This window comes from Rhodococcus sp. DN22 (genome assembly GCF_036669995.1).
In the GTDB taxonomy this organism is placed as follows: Bacteria; Actinomycetota; Actinomycetes; order Mycobacteriales; family Mycobacteriaceae; genus Rhodococcus_F; species Rhodococcus_F erythropolis.
On the sequence record NZ_CP133326.1, the window covers coordinates 5,599,118 to 5,616,932 of the forward strand.

General features: G+C 61.8%; 20 protein-coding genes. 8 read left to right on the top strand and 12 right to left on the bottom strand.

What is annotated here, in order from left to right; translation table 11 throughout:
* The first annotated feature begins 65 nt into the window (after positions 1–65).
* Positions 66–791, top strand: a complete 726-nt coding sequence (locus RA302_RS25740; RefSeq protein WP_030536548.1) for an SDR family oxidoreductase — start codon at positions 66–68, stop codon at positions 789–791.
* Here the strand turns inward: RA302_RS25740 and RA302_RS25745 are convergent, their stop codons facing one another.
* The gene (locus RA302_RS25745; RefSeq protein ID WP_030536547.1) at positions 792–1,511 is read right to left on the bottom strand and encodes a dienelactone hydrolase family protein; all 720 of its coding nucleotides are present in this window, start codon (positions 1,509–1,511) and stop codon (positions 792–794) included.
* 46 nt (positions 1,512–1,557) lie between these two features.
* Entirely contained in the window at positions 1,558–2,607 is a 1,050-nt protein-coding gene (locus RA302_RS25750) for an ABC transporter substrate-binding protein (RefSeq protein ID WP_238054085.1), read from the bottom strand.
* A gap of 346 nt (positions 2,608–2,953) precedes the next feature.
* On the opposite strand from RA302_RS25750, the gene RA302_RS25755 reads away from it, so the two are divergent.
* Positions 2,954–3,157 carry a cold-shock protein gene (locus RA302_RS25755; protein ID WP_003939930.1) on the top strand — a complete coding sequence of 68 codons (204 nt, stop codon included), beginning with the start codon at positions 2,954–2,956 and terminating at the stop codon, positions 3,155–3,157.
* Positions 3,158–3,226: 69 nt separating this feature from the next.
* Here RA302_RS25755 and RA302_RS25760 read toward each other — a convergent pair whose 3' ends face one another.
* The 4 genes from RA302_RS25760 to RA302_RS25775 form a co-directional block, all read right to left on the bottom strand.
* Positions 3,227–3,955 carry a Clp protease N-terminal domain-containing protein gene (locus RA302_RS25760; RefSeq protein WP_030536545.1) on the bottom strand — a complete coding sequence of 243 codons (729 nt, stop codon included), beginning with the start codon at positions 3,953–3,955 and terminating at the stop codon, positions 3,227–3,229.
* Positions 3,956–4,025: 70 nt separating this feature from the next.
* Entirely contained in the window at positions 4,026–4,811 is a 786-nt protein-coding gene (locus RA302_RS25765) for an alpha/beta hydrolase (protein ID WP_030536544.1), read from the bottom strand.
* Between the two features lie 83 nt (positions 4,812–4,894).
* Positions 4,895–5,887, bottom strand: coding sequence for an ABC transporter substrate-binding protein (locus RA302_RS25770; RefSeq protein ID WP_030536543.1), 993 nt, complete (start codon positions 5,885–5,887; stop codon positions 4,895–4,897).
* Between the two features lie 428 nt (positions 5,888–6,315).
* Positions 6,316–6,954 carry a DUF2461 domain-containing protein gene (locus RA302_RS25775; protein ID WP_003939783.1) on the bottom strand — a complete coding sequence of 213 codons (639 nt, stop codon included), beginning with the start codon at positions 6,952–6,954 and terminating at the stop codon, positions 6,316–6,318.
* An 86-nt stretch (positions 6,955–7,040) separates the two neighbouring features.
* On the opposite strand from RA302_RS25775, the gene RA302_RS25780 reads away from it, so the two are divergent.
* Positions 7,041–7,886 carry a mechanosensitive ion channel family protein gene (locus RA302_RS25780; RefSeq protein WP_003939801.1) on the top strand — a complete coding sequence of 282 codons (846 nt, stop codon included), beginning with the start codon at positions 7,041–7,043 and terminating at the stop codon, positions 7,884–7,886.
* A 94-nt stretch (positions 7,887–7,980) separates the two neighbouring features.
* On the opposite strand, the gene codB is transcribed toward RA302_RS25780, so the two are convergent.
* Both codB and RA302_RS25790 read right to left on the bottom strand, forming a co-directional pair.
* Positions 7,981–9,312, bottom strand: a complete 1,332-nt coding sequence (gene codB, locus RA302_RS25785; RefSeq protein WP_030536542.1) for a cytosine permease — start codon at positions 9,310–9,312, stop codon at positions 7,981–7,983.
* Positions 9,309–9,773, bottom strand: a complete 465-nt coding sequence (locus tag RA302_RS25790; protein ID WP_003940577.1) for a nucleoside deaminase — start codon at positions 9,771–9,773, stop codon at positions 9,309–9,311. Before RA302_RS25790 ends, codB begins: the two co-directional genes overlap by 4 nt.
* Positions 9,774–9,948: 175 nt before the next feature.
* Here RA302_RS25790 and RA302_RS25795 point away from each other — a divergent pair, with 175 nt between their 5' ends.
* A complete protein-coding gene (locus RA302_RS25795; RefSeq protein WP_230587575.1) occupies positions 9,949–11,469 on the top strand; it encodes a PucR family transcriptional regulator in 1,521 nt (506 codons plus the stop codon).
* Positions 11,470–11,495: 26 nt separating this feature from the next.
* The gene (locus RA302_RS25800) at positions 11,496–12,140 is read left to right on the top strand and encodes an SUMF1/EgtB/PvdO family nonheme iron enzyme (protein ID WP_030536540.1); all 645 of its coding nucleotides are present in this window, start codon (positions 11,496–11,498) and stop codon (positions 12,138–12,140) included.
* Here RA302_RS25800 and RA302_RS25805 read toward each other — a convergent pair.
* Together RA302_RS25805 and RA302_RS25810 are read right to left on the bottom strand one after the other, a co-directional pair.
* Positions 12,123–12,698 (bottom strand): ATPase AAA, encoded by a 576-nt coding sequence (locus RA302_RS25805; protein WP_030536539.1) that lies wholly within the window; start codon positions 12,696–12,698, stop codon positions 12,123–12,125. The genes RA302_RS25800 and RA302_RS25805 overlap by 18 nt on opposite strands.
* 18 nt (positions 12,699–12,716) lie before the next feature.
* Entirely contained in the window at positions 12,717–13,826 is a 1,110-nt protein-coding gene (locus RA302_RS25810; RefSeq protein WP_037126455.1) for a DUF6670 family protein, read from the bottom strand.
* Positions 13,827–13,972: 146 nt separating this feature from the next.
* Here RA302_RS25810 and RA302_RS25815 point away from each other — a divergent pair, with 146 nt between their 5' ends.
* From RA302_RS25815 to RA302_RS25825, 3 genes are read left to right on the top strand one after another with little or no spacing between them, the layout of a single operon-like run.
* Positions 13,973–14,815, top strand: a complete 843-nt coding sequence (locus RA302_RS25815) for an alpha/beta hydrolase (protein WP_019745522.1) — start codon at positions 13,973–13,975, stop codon at positions 14,813–14,815.
* A gap of 2 nt (positions 14,816–14,817) precedes the next feature.
* On the top strand, positions 14,818–15,384 hold the full coding sequence (locus RA302_RS25820; protein ID WP_030536537.1) for a nucleotidyltransferase family protein: 567 nt from the start codon (positions 14,818–14,820) through the stop codon (positions 15,382–15,384).
* A gap of 58 nt (positions 15,385–15,442) precedes the next feature.
* On the top strand, positions 15,443–16,246 hold the full coding sequence (locus RA302_RS25825) for a transglutaminase-like domain-containing protein (protein WP_030536536.1): 804 nt from the start codon (positions 15,443–15,445) through the stop codon (positions 16,244–16,246).
* Positions 16,247–16,255: 9 nt separating this feature from the next.
* Here RA302_RS25825 and RA302_RS25830 read toward each other — a convergent pair whose 3' ends face one another.
* Positions 16,256–17,227 (bottom strand): alpha/beta hydrolase, encoded by a 972-nt coding sequence (locus RA302_RS25830; RefSeq protein ID WP_030536535.1) that lies wholly within the window; start codon positions 17,225–17,227, stop codon positions 16,256–16,258.
* A gap of 143 nt (positions 17,228–17,370) precedes the next feature.
* A complete protein-coding gene (locus RA302_RS25835; RefSeq protein ID WP_030536534.1) occupies positions 17,371–17,808 on the bottom strand; it encodes an SRPBCC family protein in 438 nt (145 codons plus the stop codon).
* Between the last annotated feature and the right edge of the window lie 7 nt (positions 17,809–17,815).

Below are 17,815 nucleotides of genomic sequence, written 5' to 3' on the forward strand. Positions count from 1 at the left end.
CACCTCGTTTAGCTCTAAATGATACGTTCTTCGTATAGGTCTAAACGTAGCTCACGGAGGTAGGCATGACACGCACAGTTCTGGTAACCGGCGGCGGAACAGGGATCGGGCGCGCAGTTGCAGCGGCGTTCGCCCGAGACGGAGACACCGTTTTTGTCACCGGCCGACGCACGGAACCACTCGAAAAGACCGCGGAGGAGTTGGGCGATAATGTTCACGCCTTGACGTGTGACAACTCCGACCCGAAAGACCTGAAGCGGCTGCAGGATTCACTTCCGGGAACCATCGACGTCGTGGTGCACTGCGCCGGCGGTAACACGGACTTCGATCGCGAAGCGCCGTCAGATCTGGAATCCCTGGCCGCCGGGTGGCGGGCCAATCTGGACTCCAATCTGATCTCGGCAGTGTTGACCACAGCAGCAGTTCGAGATCGAATCCCCAGTGGCGGTGCCGTCATCACCATCGGATCGATTGCCGCCGACAAGGGCGCTGGAGCGTACGGCGCTGCCAAAGCAGCAGTTGCGACGTGGAATGTCGATCTGGCCGCCGAACTGGGCCCAGAAGGCATCACGGCGAACATCGTCTCCCCCGGTTACATCGCCGACACCGAGTTCTTCCGGGACTTTCTGACGGACGAGCGTCGCGCGATGCTGATCGAATCCACCAGCACCAAGCGCGCCGGAACCCCGGACGACATCGCATCAGCCGTCCATTTCTTGGCCTCACCGGGTGCCCGGCAGATCACCGGTCAGGTATTGGCAGTCAACGGCGGTGAGAGAACCAGTCGCTGATCACGCCAGGTGGCGCTCGAAGAACGAGTCGATTCGCTTCCAGGCATCCTGCGCTGCAACAGGATCGGGACCGATTCCGAGGATGCGCTCCAAAGGACGAAGCACCTTGGGTCCGGCCTCCGCGTCGTTGAGGAACGCGTGGCCGGCGGTGGGGTACTCCTTGACGTCGTTCTCGATACCGGCATTGCTGAGCGCCGTCTCCAGCTTCGCTGCCGCGCCCCGGAGCGAAAAGTCCTTGCCTCCGAAACTCCCGACGATCGGGCACGCATCCACCACGGCCTCATCGAGTTTGCGTGGAAGCTGACCGTAATTGACCGAGGCAGCGTCGAAATCTCCGGCGCTGACCATCGCGAAGCCGCCGCCCATGCAGAATCCGATGACACCGATCTTTCCGGTGCAGTCCGGGGATTCCACCAGCCAACTGCGAGCGACTTCGATGTCGGTGAACGCCTTGCCGTGTCCTCGAAGCATCGACGTCATGGTGGGCACTAGGCACCGCTTCGCCCCGCCCGCGCTGTAGAGGTCGACAGCGAGCGTCAGGAATCCCGCAGCGGCCAGCCGCTTGGCTTGCCGCTGCATCACCTCCTCGAGCCCGAAGGCCTCGTGAATCATCACTACCCCCGGCCACGGGCCGGGGGTAGTGGGGGTTTCGAGTATCGCTCGCAGCGGTTGTGATCCGCCGACTACTGCGGCGCGGCCCGTCAGATCTATGTCCACCATGTTTCGATGCTAGGCCGACGCGGCGTCAATAGGCTCGGAAGCGAGGTCAGGGGAGCTGTTTTCCCTGGCCCGCCGCAAGCCCGGTCAAGACCCCGGCGAGCTGCGGCAAGGCGTACGGCGCGCTCAGTGGACCGAAATTATCGACAAAGGCATTCGAGAGCAGAAGTTCGACCGGCGCATAGGATCGCGCCTTCACCGCGGGGAGGTTCTGGAAAACTGCGAAGTTCTCCAACCTCGTCGTCGCTTCCTGATCAGAAGCGAGGCTGAGCAAAATGTCTGCGGGTGCGAGTACCTCCGCCTGCTCCATCGACAGCGCAGTCATCTGCTCGGCGTTGTATCCGCGATAGTCGAGTCCGAGTTCGCGCAGCAGAACCCCGGGCGCACTGGCATCCCCCTGCACATACAACTGATCGCCGTACATCGAGCCGATCATGATCGTCTTGCCACCCAAGCCGTTCAGGGAAGCTGCGGTGTCGGAGATCAGAGCGTCGGTCCGGGCGATCGCTGCAGCAGCAGCCTCGTCGACAAAAGCTGCCTGCCCGACCATGGCGACGCCGTCACGCCACGAGGTGGTCCAGTCCAGCGCAATGACCGGAGCGATCTGACTGAGCCTCTCGGCTGCAGGTTCGAGATAAGTCTTCATTCCGATGATGAGGTCCGGCGAGTAGCGCGCGATGATTTCCGGGTTGATTTCGCCTGTGGTGCCGAAGCTTTCGAGGTCGGCTATTCCCGCGGTGCTCTGCCAAGGCAGTGAACCGCGGTCCCACGCACCTGTGTTGCCGTAGGCGACTGGGTGAACGCCGAGCGAGAGCAGGAATTCCAGATCCGTGAAGTCGCTGGCAACAACGATCCTTTCCGGCTTTCCCGAGATCGTGGTGGTTCCGAGCGCATTGATCACCTCACGTTGTTCGCCGGCATCAGAAGCATCTGATGTAGTCGAACACCCCGCAAGGATGGCGGCCGCCGCCAGTGCGCCGACCCCGAAGAACCCGCGGCGACTGAGCTGGTCCACAAGTTCAGACGTCGTGGATTCACAAATCGTTCCGTACATGTATGCACTCTCCTTCTCGGCGACTGCTGCGCGCGCCGAGGGCACAGCGAAAGAGAGGTTAGCCCACCCTCATCTTCCATAGGGTTCCTACGTTTGCGATTCCGAGAGATCGGAGCGATAAAAATGGACCGTTCTCGAGCGGACAAGTACATTCCCGCTGATCTATCACCGCAGGCAGTTGGGCGAGCCACCAGTCCCTGCCTTCTGCGATCGGGTCGCTCCAGCGTCGAAAATCAGTCGAAGATCAGTTGCCATTCCCTCCTCGAAAGCTTCCGAATTACCGTCTTTTGCACGTCGCCCACCGTTCGACTTGCGCGGCGTGGGAGGATAGATATATCGAGATCGGGACTTCGATGTGAGGGCCCGGATCGAGTTTGTAGGGAGTATCGGTATGGCACAGGGCATCGTGAAGTGGTTCAACGGCGAAAAGGGCTTTGGTTTCATCGCTCCCGACGACGGAACACCGGACGTGTTCGTTCATTACTCTGAAATCTCGGGCAACGGCTACAAGTCGCTCGACGAGAACCAGCGTGTGGAGTTCGAGGTTGGCCAGGGCCAGAAGGGTCCTCAGGCCACCAATGTGCGCGCTGTCTGATCAGTGACACAAGAAGAGGGCCGCACCCGCAAGGGTGCGGCCCTCTTCTGCATCGGATTCACCTCTGAATCACTGATCCTGAATGACGGCCAACGCTCCAACGATGTTCGACTCCGCCACCGACTTCGAGATTCCGAGATCAGCCAGAACACCTGATCCGTCTTCGAGTTCGAGCAGCGCGAGCAGGATGTGCTCGGTTCCGATGTAGTTGTGGCCCAGGCGAAGAGCCTCACGGAACGTCAGTTCCAGGACCTTGCGCGCACGAGCGTCGTACGGAATGAGTTCTGGTAGTTCGGAAGTCGGAGCCGGTAGTACACCGGCCACTGCAGCTCGGACGGATCCGAGCTCCACCCCCTGCGCCACTATCGCCTTCGCAGCCAACCCGGCAGGCTCCTCGACGAGCCCCAGGAGGAGGTGCTCCGGCTGGATCTCTGCGTTACCGGCGGCGCGGGCTTCGTTCTGCGAGGCCATGACGACGTTCTTCGCCCGGGGAGTGAACCGGTTGAACCCTTCGTTCGGATCCATCGGCTTCTGATCACTCGGCGCCTTGGGAACAAAACGCTTCTGCGCAGCCTGCTTCGAGACACCCATGCTCGCGCCGATCTCCGTCCACGACGCTCCCGACCTACGCGCCTGGTCGACGAAGTGGCCGATCAGGTGATCTGCAACTTCACCGAGATGATCAGCGGCAATCACGGCGTCGGAAAGTTGGTCGAGCGCGTCGGTGTGCACCTTCTTGATCGCGTCGATGAGGTCGTCGAGTCGAACCTTGTTGGTCATTTCCACTGGTTTGCTCATGCGTCAACCATAGGTTGACGCGATCGAAAACGTCAACCCTAGGTTGACGATCGTCTTCGCCGCCCAGTGCTCAGCCGGAAAAGAATTCACGCAGAGCCGGGACAATAGCGTCGTCGGCGACGCCGTGGCCCTGACCGGGGATCTCCAAAGTCTTTGTCCCCGAGACTTTTGCAGCGATTCTCGTCGCCGAGGCAGGTGCCCATTGACCACTGTCACCGCCGTACATGACCAACGTGGGGACGGTAATGGAGGCAAGCCAGTCGAGCGACTGACAGCCGTGATCACACACAGCGACGTCGTAAGGCAAGGTGTGCGCGATGGCGCACATGTCGGGCCAATCGGCACTCCGCTTGATCTCGTCGACCATCTCCGCGGATGCACCGGTCAGATCCAGAAAACGCGTCACAGCACCTTCCCTGTCGCCGCCCGCAATCAATCGCTCCAGGTCACTTTGGGCAGTCTCGTCACGCTGGTCGTCGTCCATGTACGGCGCCTCGTAGACGGCGAGCTTACGCATCGGAACGGCCTGCGCAGCGGCCTCCAAAGCCAGCGCGGCACCCGACGACAATCCGTAAACGAGCGGTGTTTCACCGGTGGCAGCGACGACCGCCCGCAAGTCCTCCGCCTCGGCGTCGATCGAGAACGCGCGACTGTCACCGCTGTCCCCGCGTCCGCGCCTGTCGTACGAGTACACCGTGAAGTCCGCCGCCAACTCTGCAGCCAGGGATTCGAACCATCCGCGGTCGCAGAACGCTCCGGCGACCAGGACCACTGCTGGTCCGGCACCGGAGCGTTCGTATGCGATGGTCGTACCGTCGCGGGATTGCACTACCGCTGGGGATTGCTCTGTTTGCACGTCGATCTCCTCAGGTCTGGTCAATGCCTACCTGATTAGACCGCCCGCGTTACCTAAACTCATCGGTCCGGTCGGCAGTGGCTTCAGCTGATCTTGTTGTACAGGGCATCCCAACCCTGTGCCACGTACGAAATCGTGTAGATCGAACCGTAGAACGTAGAGCCACCCAGACTGGTGACGTTGCCCGCCTGCACTGCCGGGAGTCGCTGCCACAGCTTGCTCGCCACCAATGCCTGGTACGCCGCACTGTCCTCGTTCTCGGTGATCATGAAGCCGTCGACGCCGGCCAGCACGTCGAGGCCTTCGAGGCTGACGCCGCCCTCGGGATCGAGCCCCTCCGAGGTGGCGGTTTTGCCACCGATGTCGCCGAGCGTCATGTCGCTGGGCTTGTCGCCCTTCTCGGAGGTACGGATGCTCGTGACGTACAGCGTGTTCGTGTCCGGCATGAACGAGACACTGGCGACGGTCTTGGACGCAATCTTCTCGGCATGACGACTGCGGATGTCGGAAATCAGATTGTCGTAGTCGAGCGTCAATCGATCGAGTGTGGCCGTTCGACCGAGCCAGCCCGACAACCGCGAGAGGTTTGTGCGCCAGTCGTCGGTGAACTCTGTCGTCAGAACCGGTGCGATGGTGGACATCTCGGCCACCGGCCACCACTCGCTCTCGTAGTTCAGGCACACGATCAGGTCGGGCTCGAGCGCCAAGATCTGCTCGCGGTTGGGGATCTCCGACAGGAACGGTACCGACGAATCGATAGGCACCCACGGTGTCGCCTGGGCGTACGTGTAGCCGACGAGCGGAAGTTCCAGAGCTACAGCAGGTTCCAGATCGAGCCGCGAGTCGATCGCGACAACCCTCTTCGGATTGACAGGAATGTCGTACGTTCCGAGAGGTGTCGTCACAGAACGCATTTCGGTTTCACCCGAACTGCTCCCGCTGTCACCGCAGGCCGCCAGGAACGCGCCCAGCCCGGCGATCCCGGCACCGAAGCCGAACTGCCGACGTGTGAGGTCCGAAACGAGGCGGTTGTCGGAGTAGCACTCGGGAAGCAAGAGCGTGGATTGAGCGGGCATGCGTGTCGAACCTCCAAAAGAAATGAATCATCCACTGTTGCGAGCGGATAAGGATGCCCTAACAGCGTACGCAGGGAGGGTCGTCGCGATCGGCCCAGAAATAGTCGAATCAGGCCAATTCGCACCCCTTACTTGTCGAGTTTGCGCATCTCGACGAAGTAGACCGCACTGAACGCGAGGTAGGTGCCGACGATTCCGAGGACCGAGATGATCAGGACGAGAGCGAGAAACATAGCCATGATGGTCTCCACTGACACGGGTTGTTCACGATGTCGATCGAGAGAAAATGGCTTCGAACTGCGGCGCTGCGACTCGAAGCGGGGCCGAAACTTTCGGTTACACACACCACGCTAGCCCCAGGCGTCTCGAGTTTTGATGAACTCGAGGTGAACTCTCCTACGGCTACGTCACACTTTTCTGTCGGACGGTCAGTTCGGTCCGAGCACCTGTCCGGACCATTCGACCAAAGGCGTCAGTGCGCGCCACGCTGTGCGAACTTCCTTCAATGTCCTGGCGCTGTCCAGCCACGACGGGCTTGGGTAACTACGACCAGCAGTCAGCGACTTGTGACGCAGCAATTCGATCCGCGGGTGATCGACCGTGTATCCGCGAGGCGCCGTCTTGAGCTTGTCGCCGCCGATCGTGAATCCGGCCTTCTCGACGGAGGCCAGGATCTTCTCGAGCTCCGGCCCTCGAACGTCGTCGTCGACAGCCGCACGATAACGCGCGATGGTCTCCGAACTGCTGGCGTAGAAACCACCGGCCACCATCAACCCTGCCGCGTCGATCTGCACGTAGTAGCCACAGCTCTCGGCGAGACCGACGAACGCTCCCTGGTGCGTCTTGTACGGGATCTTGTCCTTCGAGAATCGAACGTCACGATACGGCCGAAAGAGCTTGGCCGTGCCGAATTCGTCCTCCAACGCCGCGGTCAACGACGCCATCGGACGACGAACCACTTCGTCGTACGTCTCCTTGTGCGCTGCCCACCAGGTCTTGCTGTTGTCGGCTTCCAGGTCTTCGTAGAAATCGAGTGCAGCAACGGGTATGCCAGTGAACGCAGCCATGACGTAAGCCTAGCTGCCTGTTCGGCTTTGGACCGTCTGCCCTGCACCGATGCCCGGATCGGCCCGAATCCGTAGACTGCATGGAGATGATTTCCGAAATACAAGCATGGGAACTGACCGATACCAACCGAGACTGGTTGATTCACCGACCCGTCGAGATCGCGATCTACGTGGCACTCGCAGTCGTTCTGCGCTTCGCACTGCACCGCGGGATCGATCGAATGTCGAAGCCTCGCAAGTCTCCGAACGCCAAGGTGAACGAGCGCAGATCGCAGCGAGCCCGGACCATCGGTTCGGTACTCAAATCGACGGTGTCCATCGTCATCCTGGTCTGGTGTGTGCTGCAGATTCTCGGCATCCTCGGGATCAACGTCGCGCCGTTCATCGCATCCGCCGGCGTCATCGGCCTTGCCATCGGTTTCGGTGCACAAAACCTGGTGCGTGACTTCCTCTCCGGCATCTTCATGTTGCTCGAGGATCAGTACGGTGTCGGCGACGTCGTCGATCTCGGCGACGCGGTCGGCACCGTCGAAACAGTGGGCCTGCGCGTCACCACGATTCGAGATGTCAACGGCACCTTGTGGTATTGCCGCAACGGCGAAATCCTGCGAGTGGGCAACATGAGTCAGGGTTACGCCACTGCAGTTCTCGATCTCCCGATCGCCCACAATGCGAACGTGCACAAAGCGTGTGAGGTGGCGACGCGAGCTGTCCTCGAGGCGGCAGAGTCCGAACCGATCAGGGCGGACATGATCGACAAGCCGGAGATGCTGGGAGTCAATTCGGTTACTGCCGAGGCAATTACCATTCGAGTGACGGCGCAGGTCAAGCCTGGGCGCCAATGGGCAGTCCAGCGCGCATTTGCACGCTCGGCGCTGACTGCGTTCGAAGAGCAGGGAATCGAGGCACCTTACCTGCCTGTTCTGCGCTGACGGTTGAGACGGAATCGGCTACCCTTTCCATCAATTACGCGAGCCCCCGGCGCGGTCGATACCGCCGGGGGCTCGCTGGTGCCTGAAGCATGATTCAGACGGTGGAGGTCGAGACCTCCCGATCTGCCGATCTGTTGCCAAACGCCCTGTGCAGGAACATCGTCAGAGCAATTGCTACCACGATTCCGATCAGCGGTGGGATTCCCACCTCGAACTCACCGGAAAGCCAAGCGAGGAACGCTGCGACGGCATAGACGGCCAGGTTTCGCCAGTGGACCGGCTGCGGGGTGTATCCCTCGGGAATGCCTCGCCGCCACCGGCACAGGAAGTCAGCGATGATCACGCCGCCCAATGGCGGGATGAAAGTTCCGAGCAGACTCAGGTAGTCGACCAGATGGTTGTGCACACCGGTCAGAGCGAGCGCCGTGCCGATCACACATCCACCGATGACGAACGGGGTCTTGCGAGGCTTTCTGAACAGTTCGGCACCGGCCACTCCGAAGGCGTATGCGGTGTCTGCGTTGCTCTTCCAGAGGTTTCCGAACAGCAAGACCAGGCCCCAGCCGACAAGCCCGAGGTTGTAGAGGATCAACACGAAGTCACCCTCGTGGAACGTGATGGCTCCGATGGCGCCGAACAGGATCATCAATCCGTTTCCGAGGAGGAACCCGATAACGCAGGCCCACACCGCTTGTGATCCGGAGCGAGCAAATCTGGTCCAGTTGGGCGCTTGCGTTCCCGCCGATACAAACGTGCCGACGACAGTGGTGATTGCGAGCGCGATCGTCATGGTCGTCTGCGGTTGAACCGAGACCAGGCCGGAGAATCCACCGACCTCTTCGAGGGACCGGAACACGACCCAGCAGGCCAACGCCAGGATCAAGGGCGTCGAGACGAGCGAAACCCAGTACATTCCGCGGTAGCCGTAGCAGGCGGTGACGCACATCAAGATGCTCGCCGCGATCATCACCGACGCCCGCGCGAGATAGGACTCCCAGCCCAATGCCTGCGCGGTGAGATCACCGATCGTGCCGATGATGACTCCGTACCAGCCGATCTGAGTACCGCCCAGCAGGATCGAAGCGAGCTTGGACCCGCGAGTGCCGAAACTGTAGCGCGCCATCACAACTGTAGTCAGTCCGGTTCGGGCTCCGACGAACCCCATCATGGCGACGTAGACCCCCAAGATGGCGGATCCGGCGGCGATCACCACCATCAGTTTCCAGAACGAGAACGCGGTACCGAGCGCTGCTCCGGCCAACATCGTCGGCGTGAAGATGGTGAACCCCAACAACACCACCGCGAGCGAGAAGAACGGCTTTCGTGCATGAAGCGGAACCGGAGTGACGGGATAGTCAGGATCGACCGGGTGGCCTGGGCTCTCCGAATCGCCTGCGACCGTGGCAGGTTCGACGGCGCTGCTCATACAACTTCGCCGATGTCTTCGAGCCACAGGCTCGGGCGCTCGGCCAGCATGCGGTCCATCAGTGCCACACACTCCGCGTCGTCGACGACGTCGACCTGAATTCCGCTGCTGCGCAACCATTCCTCCGATGCCTCGAAGGAACGATTTTCGCCGACCACGATTCGAGGGATCTCGTACAGGCGCGCCGTTCCGGCGCACATGAAGCACGGCGACAAAGTCGTGTAGAGGACACACTCGCGATACACCGAGGCCGGCAGTCGTCCGGCGCGCTCGATGCAGTCGGTCTCTCCATGACGGATGGCGCTGTTCATCTGGACCCGACGGTTACGTCCGACTGCGAGAACCTCGCCCCGGTGAATCAGCGCCGCGCCGATCGGCACGCCGCCCTCCTCCCAACCGATCTTCGCCTGTTCGATCGCAAGTCCGAGAAAATACTCATCGGTGTGTGCCGGATGATTCATGTGCGCTCCTGGAGTCTGACCAAAATCGTCGATTGTGGCTCGTGTCACAATCCGACCACGGTGGTAACAGCCCGACAAGGGACAACCTGTCAGTTCGGCAGAACTAGCTCTATGACGAAGTGCCCCCTCGGCGGACGATATAGAAATGCTCCCGACTCTGCGACAAGTTCTTGCGATGCCCTCGTTTAAGGCCGCCGCAATCGAGGTGCTCGCGGGCGACATCGATACCGCGGTGGTCCGCTGGGTCCATTCGTCCGAGGTGTACGAGATGGGTGGGCTGCTGTCCGGAGGTGAGGTCCTTCTGACCACGGGCCTCGGTCTCCACGGACGGTCTCCCGAGCAGCTCACCGCCTACATCGACCAATTGGCGGACGCGGGATGCGTCGCACTCGCGATGGAAGTCGGGCGCTCGTTCCTCACGGCCCCTCTCGAACTCGTCGAAGCTTCGCGCCGACGGGGACTCGCGTTCTTGGCCCTGCACGCAGTAGTGCCCTTCGAGCGGATGGTCGAAGACTTTCACGACCTCATGCTCCGCCGCACTCTCGGTTCGGTGCAAGCGGGCGAGCCTGTCTGGCAAGAACTTCTGAGTCTCGTGGTTGCAGGCCAGGGCATGACTGCGCTGCTCGACAAGGTGTCACGACTCGCGGGGTGCGGCGTCGATCTGCTCGACGCGGATGGCAGAACCGTCGAGCGCAGCACAACCGGCGCAGAGCGATCCGAGACCGAACGCACTATCCACGACGTACGCGGCCCGACGAACTCACTCGGTCGACTTGTCCTGTGCGGGCCGGCAACCACACGCCGAACCGCCGTCGCAAACTGCGCCGCCGTCGCGGTAGCTCTGGAACTCGGCCGTCACGGCGATCTCGGCCCAAGACAGTCACTCGCCCAATCGGTGATCACCGACGTGGTGGGCGGTGTGCTCACATCGCACGGCGACTTGTCCGAGCGACTGACAGCGGCCGGGTGGACGCCGTTGTCGGAGGGGCACCACGTCCTCGTCGCCGCTGTCGACATCGATCGGCAAACCCCGGTTCGAGAGCTCGCTGACCAAGTACGCGACGCCGTGCGGGCCGTGCTCGGCTCCTGTGTCGTCGGGACTGCGGCCAATCACGTCATCGTGCTCGCGCACGGGTGGGCGTCCGCATCCCCCGCTCGAGTGCGGACTGCGTTCACCGAAGCCGACGAGCTGCTACGCCGCGGGCCGGGCGGTTCCGCGGTACGCACGCTCGGAGTGGCGACGCCGGTCGCGGACCTGTCGGGCGTCGGGGCTGCGGTCGCGCAAGCTCGCGAAGTCGTCCAGATCGCGCGGCACTTCGGCACCCGGACCGGAGTGATCCTCGCGAGGGACGTCGGCGTCCAACGACTGCTCGCCGCCGGAACGACACCCGCTTCGCTGTCCATGTTCGTAACCGAGCAACTCGGTTCGCTGATCGCATACGACACAGCACATTCCGCCGATCTCGTCCGAACGCTCGACGCGTACCTCGCACATCGGGGCGGCAAGGCGAGAACCGCGGATTTCCTCGGCATTCGGCGTCAGTCGCTTTATGCACGGCTCACGCGTATCGAGAAGCTGATGGGTGTTTCCCTCGACGATCCGGCACAGGTGGTCTGCCTCGGGCTTGCGCTGACCGCATGGCGCATGCGCACCGGCCTTGATCCACAAGCAGCGTTCGAGCGTCTCCCCGGGTGAGCGACAACCTCTGCGATGATGAACGAATGACCGGAGCAGCGGAGTTGATGATCGAGATCCCTGCCGGCGAGGTGCACCTTCGGGACGACCGCAAAGGTACTGCGTGGACCTCGAAAGTCGAATCCTTCCGCCTCGCACGCCATCTCACCACCAGGGCGCTGCTTCACGGAGATTCGTCGGACGATTCGAGCAAACCAGCGGTCAACCTTTCATGGAAGGACGCCATCGCAACCTGCAACGCACTTTCGGTCGCGGACGGTCTGACACCCGCATATCGAGACGTCGACACCGATTCTCCGCAGTGGGACCGGGGCGCAACTGGCTACCGGCTCGCCACCGAGGCCGAGTGGCAGTACGCATGCAAGGCCGGCACCTCCGGCTACCGCTACGGCGAGATCGACGAGATTGCTTGGTACAGCGACAATTCAGAGGGTAGGGCTCGTCCCGTCGGAACGAAGGCACCCAACAACTGGGGCCTGTACGACATGATCGGCAATGTCTGGGAATGGTGCTGGGATCTCTACGACCCCGAGGTCTACGGCACGTACCGGATCTTTCGCGGCGGCAGTTGGGCCGAAAGCGAGCGCGGTTGCGGCGCTACCGTAAGGAGGCGAAGCCATCCGACGTTTGCAATCGACGACCTGGGATTTCGCCTAGCTCAAACGATCTGAGGGCAGACGGCTGAGGACTTCGAGCACAGCCTCGATCTCTTCTCGACTGCGCAGCCGAACTATCGGCAACGACGGCACATCGACAAGAACCGTGGCCATTCGCTCGGCGTTGCGTCCGTCGGTTCGCCAGGCCCAGCGCACCACGTGATCCGGATCGAACAGAATGGTGTGCAGTGGAGGCTCCATGTTGCGATTCCACAACACCTCTCGCTGCAATCGCCGACGCACGGTTCGTGTGATCACCTGGCGCATCACCGTCCGCCGAGGCAGATCCAACCACAGCATCAGGTCCGCACGCTCGGCCAGAAGCTCACGCACCGCACCGTACTGCCACTCGGTCACCCAGGCCGGCTCGCTGGAAAAGCGTCGTACTTCGGTTTCGAAACTGTCGAGCGGAATCCAGTCGGGCCCGTGGAACAGCGAGTCCAGCTCAGTGTGTTCGATCTCGAGAAGCCGCCCGATTCGACCGGCGAGAGTCGTCTTTCCGGCACCGGAAGTCCCCGCGACAAGGATCTTCTGCGGACGAATCGTCAGCGCGGCGGGGTCTACGAAAGGCACCGATACACCCTAGGGGCCTTACACTTCGCAGTCCACCCATTCGATGTAACCGGTACCGTTGATCGACGCACCGTCGAAGCTTCCCCGGTAGGTGTACGCGCCGACGTATCCCTTGCCGTGACCGTAGCGCCACTCCGAGTCGATCTCCGCCTCGAACTCCACGACCGTCCTACCGTAATCGCGCACCTGCCAACGCAGTACGCGCGGCACACGCATCTCGCGAACCTGTGGGTCGACGTGCAATGCGTCGGCGTACTCGAGCACGTCGAACTCGACGTCGTCGAAGACCTTCGCACTACCGTCGACAGTCCGAATGTAGGCGAGCTTGCACGCCGAAACCCCTGACGCTCGAACATCGGTGAGCAACAACTGATGCCGGTCGTCCAGTTGAACGATCTGGTAGGTGAAAAAGTCGGCCGGGAGCTTCCACGACTCGGGAAGCGCGCGGCGAGTCAACGATTGCGGTGTCATGCACCGCGCGTACTCGACGGTGCACGGAGCCGAAATACTCACCGGTCCATCCGGACTCGCAATTGTTCCGGAGCACTGTGCCAGCAGACTGACGTGGTCGTAGACGGGATTACGCACGAACCACGACGCTTGGTCCGTTGCCACGATCTCGAGATCGACGTCGAATGAGTCGTATCGCCCGGTGACTCGGAAGTTCGGATAGCTGTTCTCGATGATCAGGTTGTCACCGAAGGCGATTCGCGAACCATCTTCTTCGAACGCACACTCATCGGCAGCGTCGTACGCCCGGTAGAAGTGATGGCCCGGCGCTGCGGTGGAACTCAGCACGGTTGCGGTGTTTCGCGCGTCGGGTGCAGCGAGATAGTCGTTGTCGAACACCACCGTCCCGGTTGCACCGATCAACGTCATGGTGTTGAGGTAACGGAAAGGCCCTGGCAGCCGGGGAACGAAGATCCCGTAGTGCGTCCACGCAAACTTCCGCGAAGCCAGGTGCGGACGCAGCATCTCGGGCCGATCGAACGGGCGTACCGATTCCGCCATTCGCTTGTCGATCAGCGGTAGCGCGCCGTCCAGCAAAGCCCGAACCGCGGGTCGCCACAATCGGCGCGAGCGGGTGGCGGGAACAGGGTCGGAACGATCAACGGTTTGTCCGGTCACGCCCCTAAGTTAATGTAACCAGCCGTAACAAACAAGTGTCGAAGTTTCCTCGACGACCTCACACCCTGAACACCCGCGCCCTGCCCACCGGGCGAATAGCATGTGAGAATCCGCGTACCGGAACCGGTCGCAGAGAGGGCGCAACAATGCAGCACGAAGAGTCGTCGTTCACCGGAGTGGCCGGCACCAAGATCGTCTACGACGTGTGGACACCGGACCGCGAACCCACCGGGGTTCTCGTCCTGTGCCACGGACTCGGCGAACACGCGAGGCGCTACGACCATGTTGCTGCGCGGCTCGGGGAACTCGGGCTCATCGTGTACGCACCCGACCATCGCGGGCACGGACGCTCTGGCGGCAAGCGCGTTCACCTCAAGGAATTCTCCGACTTCACCGACGACGTCCACACGTTGTTCTCGATCGTGACGGCGGCACATCCCGGCAAGGACAAGTTCCTGCTCGGGCACAGCATGGGCGGCGCGATCGCCCTTTCCTACGCCCTCGACCATCAGGCCGATCTCAAAGCCCTCGCCCTGTCCGGACCTGCGGTGATCATCGCAACCGGCACTCCGAAGATCGTGATGCAGCTGGGCAAGATCGTCGGCAAATACCTCCCGGACGTGCCCGTCGAGAACCTGGAAGCTGCTGCCGTATCGCGTGATCAGAAGGTCGTCGACAAGTACAACGCCGACCCGCTGGTTCACCACGGCAAGGTTCCCGCCGGCATCGCGCGCGGCATGATCACCGCCGCGGAAGGCTTCCCGGCGCGCCTGCCCTCGCTCACCATTCCCGTACTGCTTCAACACGGCTCGGACGACCGTTTGACGGACCCGGCCGGCAGCAAGCTCGTCGCAGATCTGGCCGGCTCTTCGGATGTCACCTTGAAGGTGTACGACGGCCTGTACCACGAGATCTTCAACGAGCCTGAGCAGGAAGAAGTTCTGAACGATCTGATCGAGTGGCTGCGTCCGCGGGTCACCGGAGCATAGTCATGTCTACGTGCGGGATCCTGCTGGCGGCCGGGGCCGGATCCCGCATGGGCAAACCCAAAGCGCTCGTCACAAACACCGAGGGTCAGTCTTGGCTCCACCACGGGGTGACGACACTGCAGTCCGCAGGCCTCTCACCGGTCATCGTGGTGCTCGGCGCGCAGGCAGAGGACGCCCTCGAACTACTGCCCACCACCGATGTCATTGTGGTGATATCGGATTGGCAACACGGAATGAGCGCGTCACTGCGCTGCGGACTCGAAGCCGCCATGCGAATCGACGACGCAGATGCGGCAGCGATCTCTCTGGTCGACGTCCCGCACCTCAACGCCGACACCGTGACGCGGATCGTGGGTCAGATTTCCCCATCACGAAACATACTGCGAAGAGCTGTCTTTCACGGAAGACCCGGCCATCCCGTCCTGATCGGACGCGACCACTGGCCGACGCTTGCAAAGTCACTCACCGGGGACGGCGGCGCCAACACCTACCTACGCGAACACGGGGTCGAGTTGGTGGAGTGCAGCGACCTCAGCAGCGGCGTCGACGTCGACTATCCCGAAGCCTGATCGCACGTCACAATCCTCCCAGGTGGTGGGTGTCCGTATTCGGTGTAAAGATGGCCCGATGAAACGTACCGTCGCCGCCCTGCTCGACATCGAGATCGACGAGGCGACCAACCTGGAGTTCAAGATCGCGGTGACGCGCGCGCCGGGTGTCGAACTGCTGGAAACGATGTCGTTCGTCCATGACGGCAATCCGCTCGAACCCCGCGAGATCACCGCCGAACACGGTACCCGGATTCACCTACTCGACTGTGCCCCAGGCAAACTGATCGTCAGCTACGACGCAACCGTCATCGGCCGCGCAGAACCGGCGTCGGTCAGCGACTACGACGTGTCGAAATATCTGCGCCCCAGCCGGTATGCCGAGGCCGACAAGTTCTTCGGTTTTGTCGCCGGGCAATTCGATCTCGCCACTCCCCCGGCCGAACTCCTCCTCGAAGTCACTCGCTGGGTGAGTACACATTTGAGTTATGTTCCCGGCACCAGTCGCGGCACCGACAGTGCGGTCGACACCTTGCTCGCCGGCGCCGGAGTGTGCCGCGACTACTCGCACCTGACCATCTCACTGCTGCGCGCCGTGGGGATTCCCGCTCGACTGGTGGCCGTCTACGCGCCGGGCTGCGATCCGATGGATTTTCACGCCGTAGTCGAAGCCAATATCGACCACGTCTGGCGCGTGGTCGATGCAACGCAATTGGCGCCGCGCAGCAATCTTGTGCGCATCTCGACCGGCCGAGATGCCGCAGACACAGCCTTCCTCGACAATCACGGCGGTTCGATCACGTTGCATGCCTCGGAAGTTCGCGCAGTCGTCGACGGCGTTCTCGACAACGACGACTACGCAACACTCACATCGATCGGCTGAAAAGCAGCGTCAGGCGCTGATCTGGTTCTGCGAGGCCATCGTTCGCTCGAGGAACTTGATCGTGAGATCGACGATCGCCTTCCCCTCCCGAAGAGCTTTCCCGATCACCGGGAAAGCATGGATCTGCCCACTCCAGATGTGCGTTTCGACGGCTTGTCCTGCCTTGATCAAGTTTTCGGTCATGATCTCGACGTCCGGACGCATCAGTTCGTATTCGGCGGACACCAGGAACGACGGCGGAATCAGACTGGCGTCGGCGTTGATCGGCGACTGCGCACCAGGAATCTCGTCCGGCCCCTCGAGCCACCGGTCCTTGAGCTTTTCCACCTGTGACATCGGTAGGTAGGCATCACGTTTCATGAAATCGGGATCATGGTCCTCGAGGTTCACGTTGAGAAGAGGGGAATATCCCACCACGGCAGCGGGCCGCGTGATTCCGCGCAGTGCGGCAATTTCGGCGACCTTCATGGCCAGGTATCCGCCCGCCGAGTCACCGGCAACCACAATCTTGTTCGGGTCTTCGGCTGTCTCGAGCAACGCGGTGTACGCGGCCATTGCGTCCTTGACGGAGGTGCCGATGGAACCTTCCGGCAGCTGGCGGTAGCGCACGGAGATCACCGGTACGCCGGCCTTCGCAGAGAGCAAACCGCACAGTGCCCGGTGCGTTGCCAGACCGCAGAAGACGAATCCCCCTCCGTGGAAGTAGAGGATCGTGGCGCCGGCCAACTCGCCCTGCGCTTTGCGTGGATGCTGCACCTTCTCGCTGGGCACACCACCCAGCGTGAAAGGCTCGATATCGAGGTTCTTCGGCTTCGGCAGTTTGTCCGCCATCGCGTCGAGTCGCTCGAGTTGGCGGATACCACGTTCGGTGGTCGGCCAGAGGGTGAACATCGGCTTCACGAACGTCCTGGTCAGGCAGAAGATAACCCGCGCTCGCGGACTCACGTTCCAATGCCATACCGTCGAATCTCGCGTCCGCATAGCGTCCTCCCAGGTCAAGCCGTTTTGTGCATTTGAGTTACACATACTTGTCGGCTGCTGATGTGAACGATAACTGACGCTGCGTCAAAATGACACGACGGGTATGGATCAATTGCTCGAGCGTGTGCAAGTTCTGGTCGCGATCACGGCCGGGAGAGATATGCGCACAGTCCGCGGTGCCCTCCACGCATCATCGCTTCATGATTCCACTCGAACAGCGGCTTCGCGACCTTCGCGGCCAGACCAAGCGCTCCGGACACCGCTACCTGTTGCCGAAATTCGGCTGTGCAACCAGATCCAGCGGGGCGCACCGCCCAGCTACTCCACCCGGTCATTGCGCCGGTGAGACGCACTTTCAGAAAGCGGTCAACTGAGTCTTCCACCTCGCGTCGCCCGAAGACCAGCAGCGTCAGAGGGACAGCGCTGCGGATGGACATGGAGCCTGAATGCTCGTCGATCGTCCAGACTCGGCGTATCTGAGGCCACCACTGCGAATACCGTTCGGCATCCGCGAGAACCTCGTAGACGCGGTCAGCAGAGGCAGGCAGCGTCCAGACGCTGTGGAAGTCGAAGTCGGTCACGGCGTCC

What these genes read in the sequence shown, in the direction of transcription:
- RA302_RS25795 (WP_230587575.1), top strand. Translation starts at nt 9,949, where the DNA reads ATGCCCTCGTTTAAGGCCGCCGCAATCGAGGTGCTCGCGGGCGACATC.
- RA302_RS25760 (WP_030536545.1), bottom strand. Translation starts at nt 3,955, where the DNA reads ATGAGCAAACCAGTGGAAATGACCAACAAGGTTCGACTCGACGACCTC.
- RA302_RS25740 (WP_030536548.1), top strand. Translation starts at nt 66, where the DNA reads ATGACACGCACAGTTCTGGTAACCGGCGGCGGAACAGGGATCGGGCGC.
- RA302_RS25775 (WP_003939783.1), bottom strand. Translation starts at nt 6,954, where the DNA reads ATGGCTGCGTTCACTGGCATACCCGTTGCTGCACTCGATTTCTACGAA.
- RA302_RS25770 (WP_030536543.1), bottom strand. Translation starts at nt 5,887, where the DNA reads ATGCCCGCTCAATCCACGCTCTTGCTTCCCGAGTGCTACTCCGACAAC.
- RA302_RS25790 (WP_003940577.1), bottom strand. Translation starts at nt 9,773, where the DNA reads ATGAATCATCCGGCACACACCGATGAGTATTTTCTCGGACTTGCGATC.
- RA302_RS25820 (WP_030536537.1), top strand. Translation starts at nt 14,818, where the DNA reads ATGTCTACGTGCGGGATCCTGCTGGCGGCCGGGGCCGGATCCCGCATG.
- RA302_RS25815 (WP_019745522.1), top strand. Translation starts at nt 13,973, where the DNA reads ATGCAGCACGAAGAGTCGTCGTTCACCGGAGTGGCCGGCACCAAGATC.
- RA302_RS25745 (WP_030536547.1), bottom strand. Translation starts at nt 1,511, where the DNA reads ATGGTGGACATAGATCTGACGGGCCGCGCCGCAGTAGTCGGCGGATCA.
- RA302_RS25830 (WP_030536535.1), bottom strand. Translation starts at nt 17,227, where the DNA reads ATGCGGACGCGAGATTCGACGGTATGGCATTGGAACGTGAGTCCGCGA.
- RA302_RS25780 (WP_003939801.1), top strand. Translation starts at nt 7,041, where the DNA reads ATGATTTCCGAAATACAAGCATGGGAACTGACCGATACCAACCGAGAC.
- RA302_RS25825 (WP_030536536.1), top strand. Translation starts at nt 15,443, where the DNA reads ATGAAACGTACCGTCGCCGCCCTGCTCGACATCGAGATCGACGAGGCG.
- RA302_RS25800 (WP_030536540.1), top strand. Translation starts at nt 11,496, where the DNA reads ATGACCGGAGCAGCGGAGTTGATGATCGAGATCCCTGCCGGCGAGGTG.
- codB (WP_030536542.1), bottom strand. Translation starts at nt 9,312, where the DNA reads ATGAGCAGCGCCGTCGAACCTGCCACGGTCGCAGGCGATTCGGAGAGC.
- RA302_RS25755 (WP_003939930.1), top strand. Translation starts at nt 2,954, where the DNA reads ATGGCACAGGGCATCGTGAAGTGGTTCAACGGCGAAAAGGGCTTTGGT.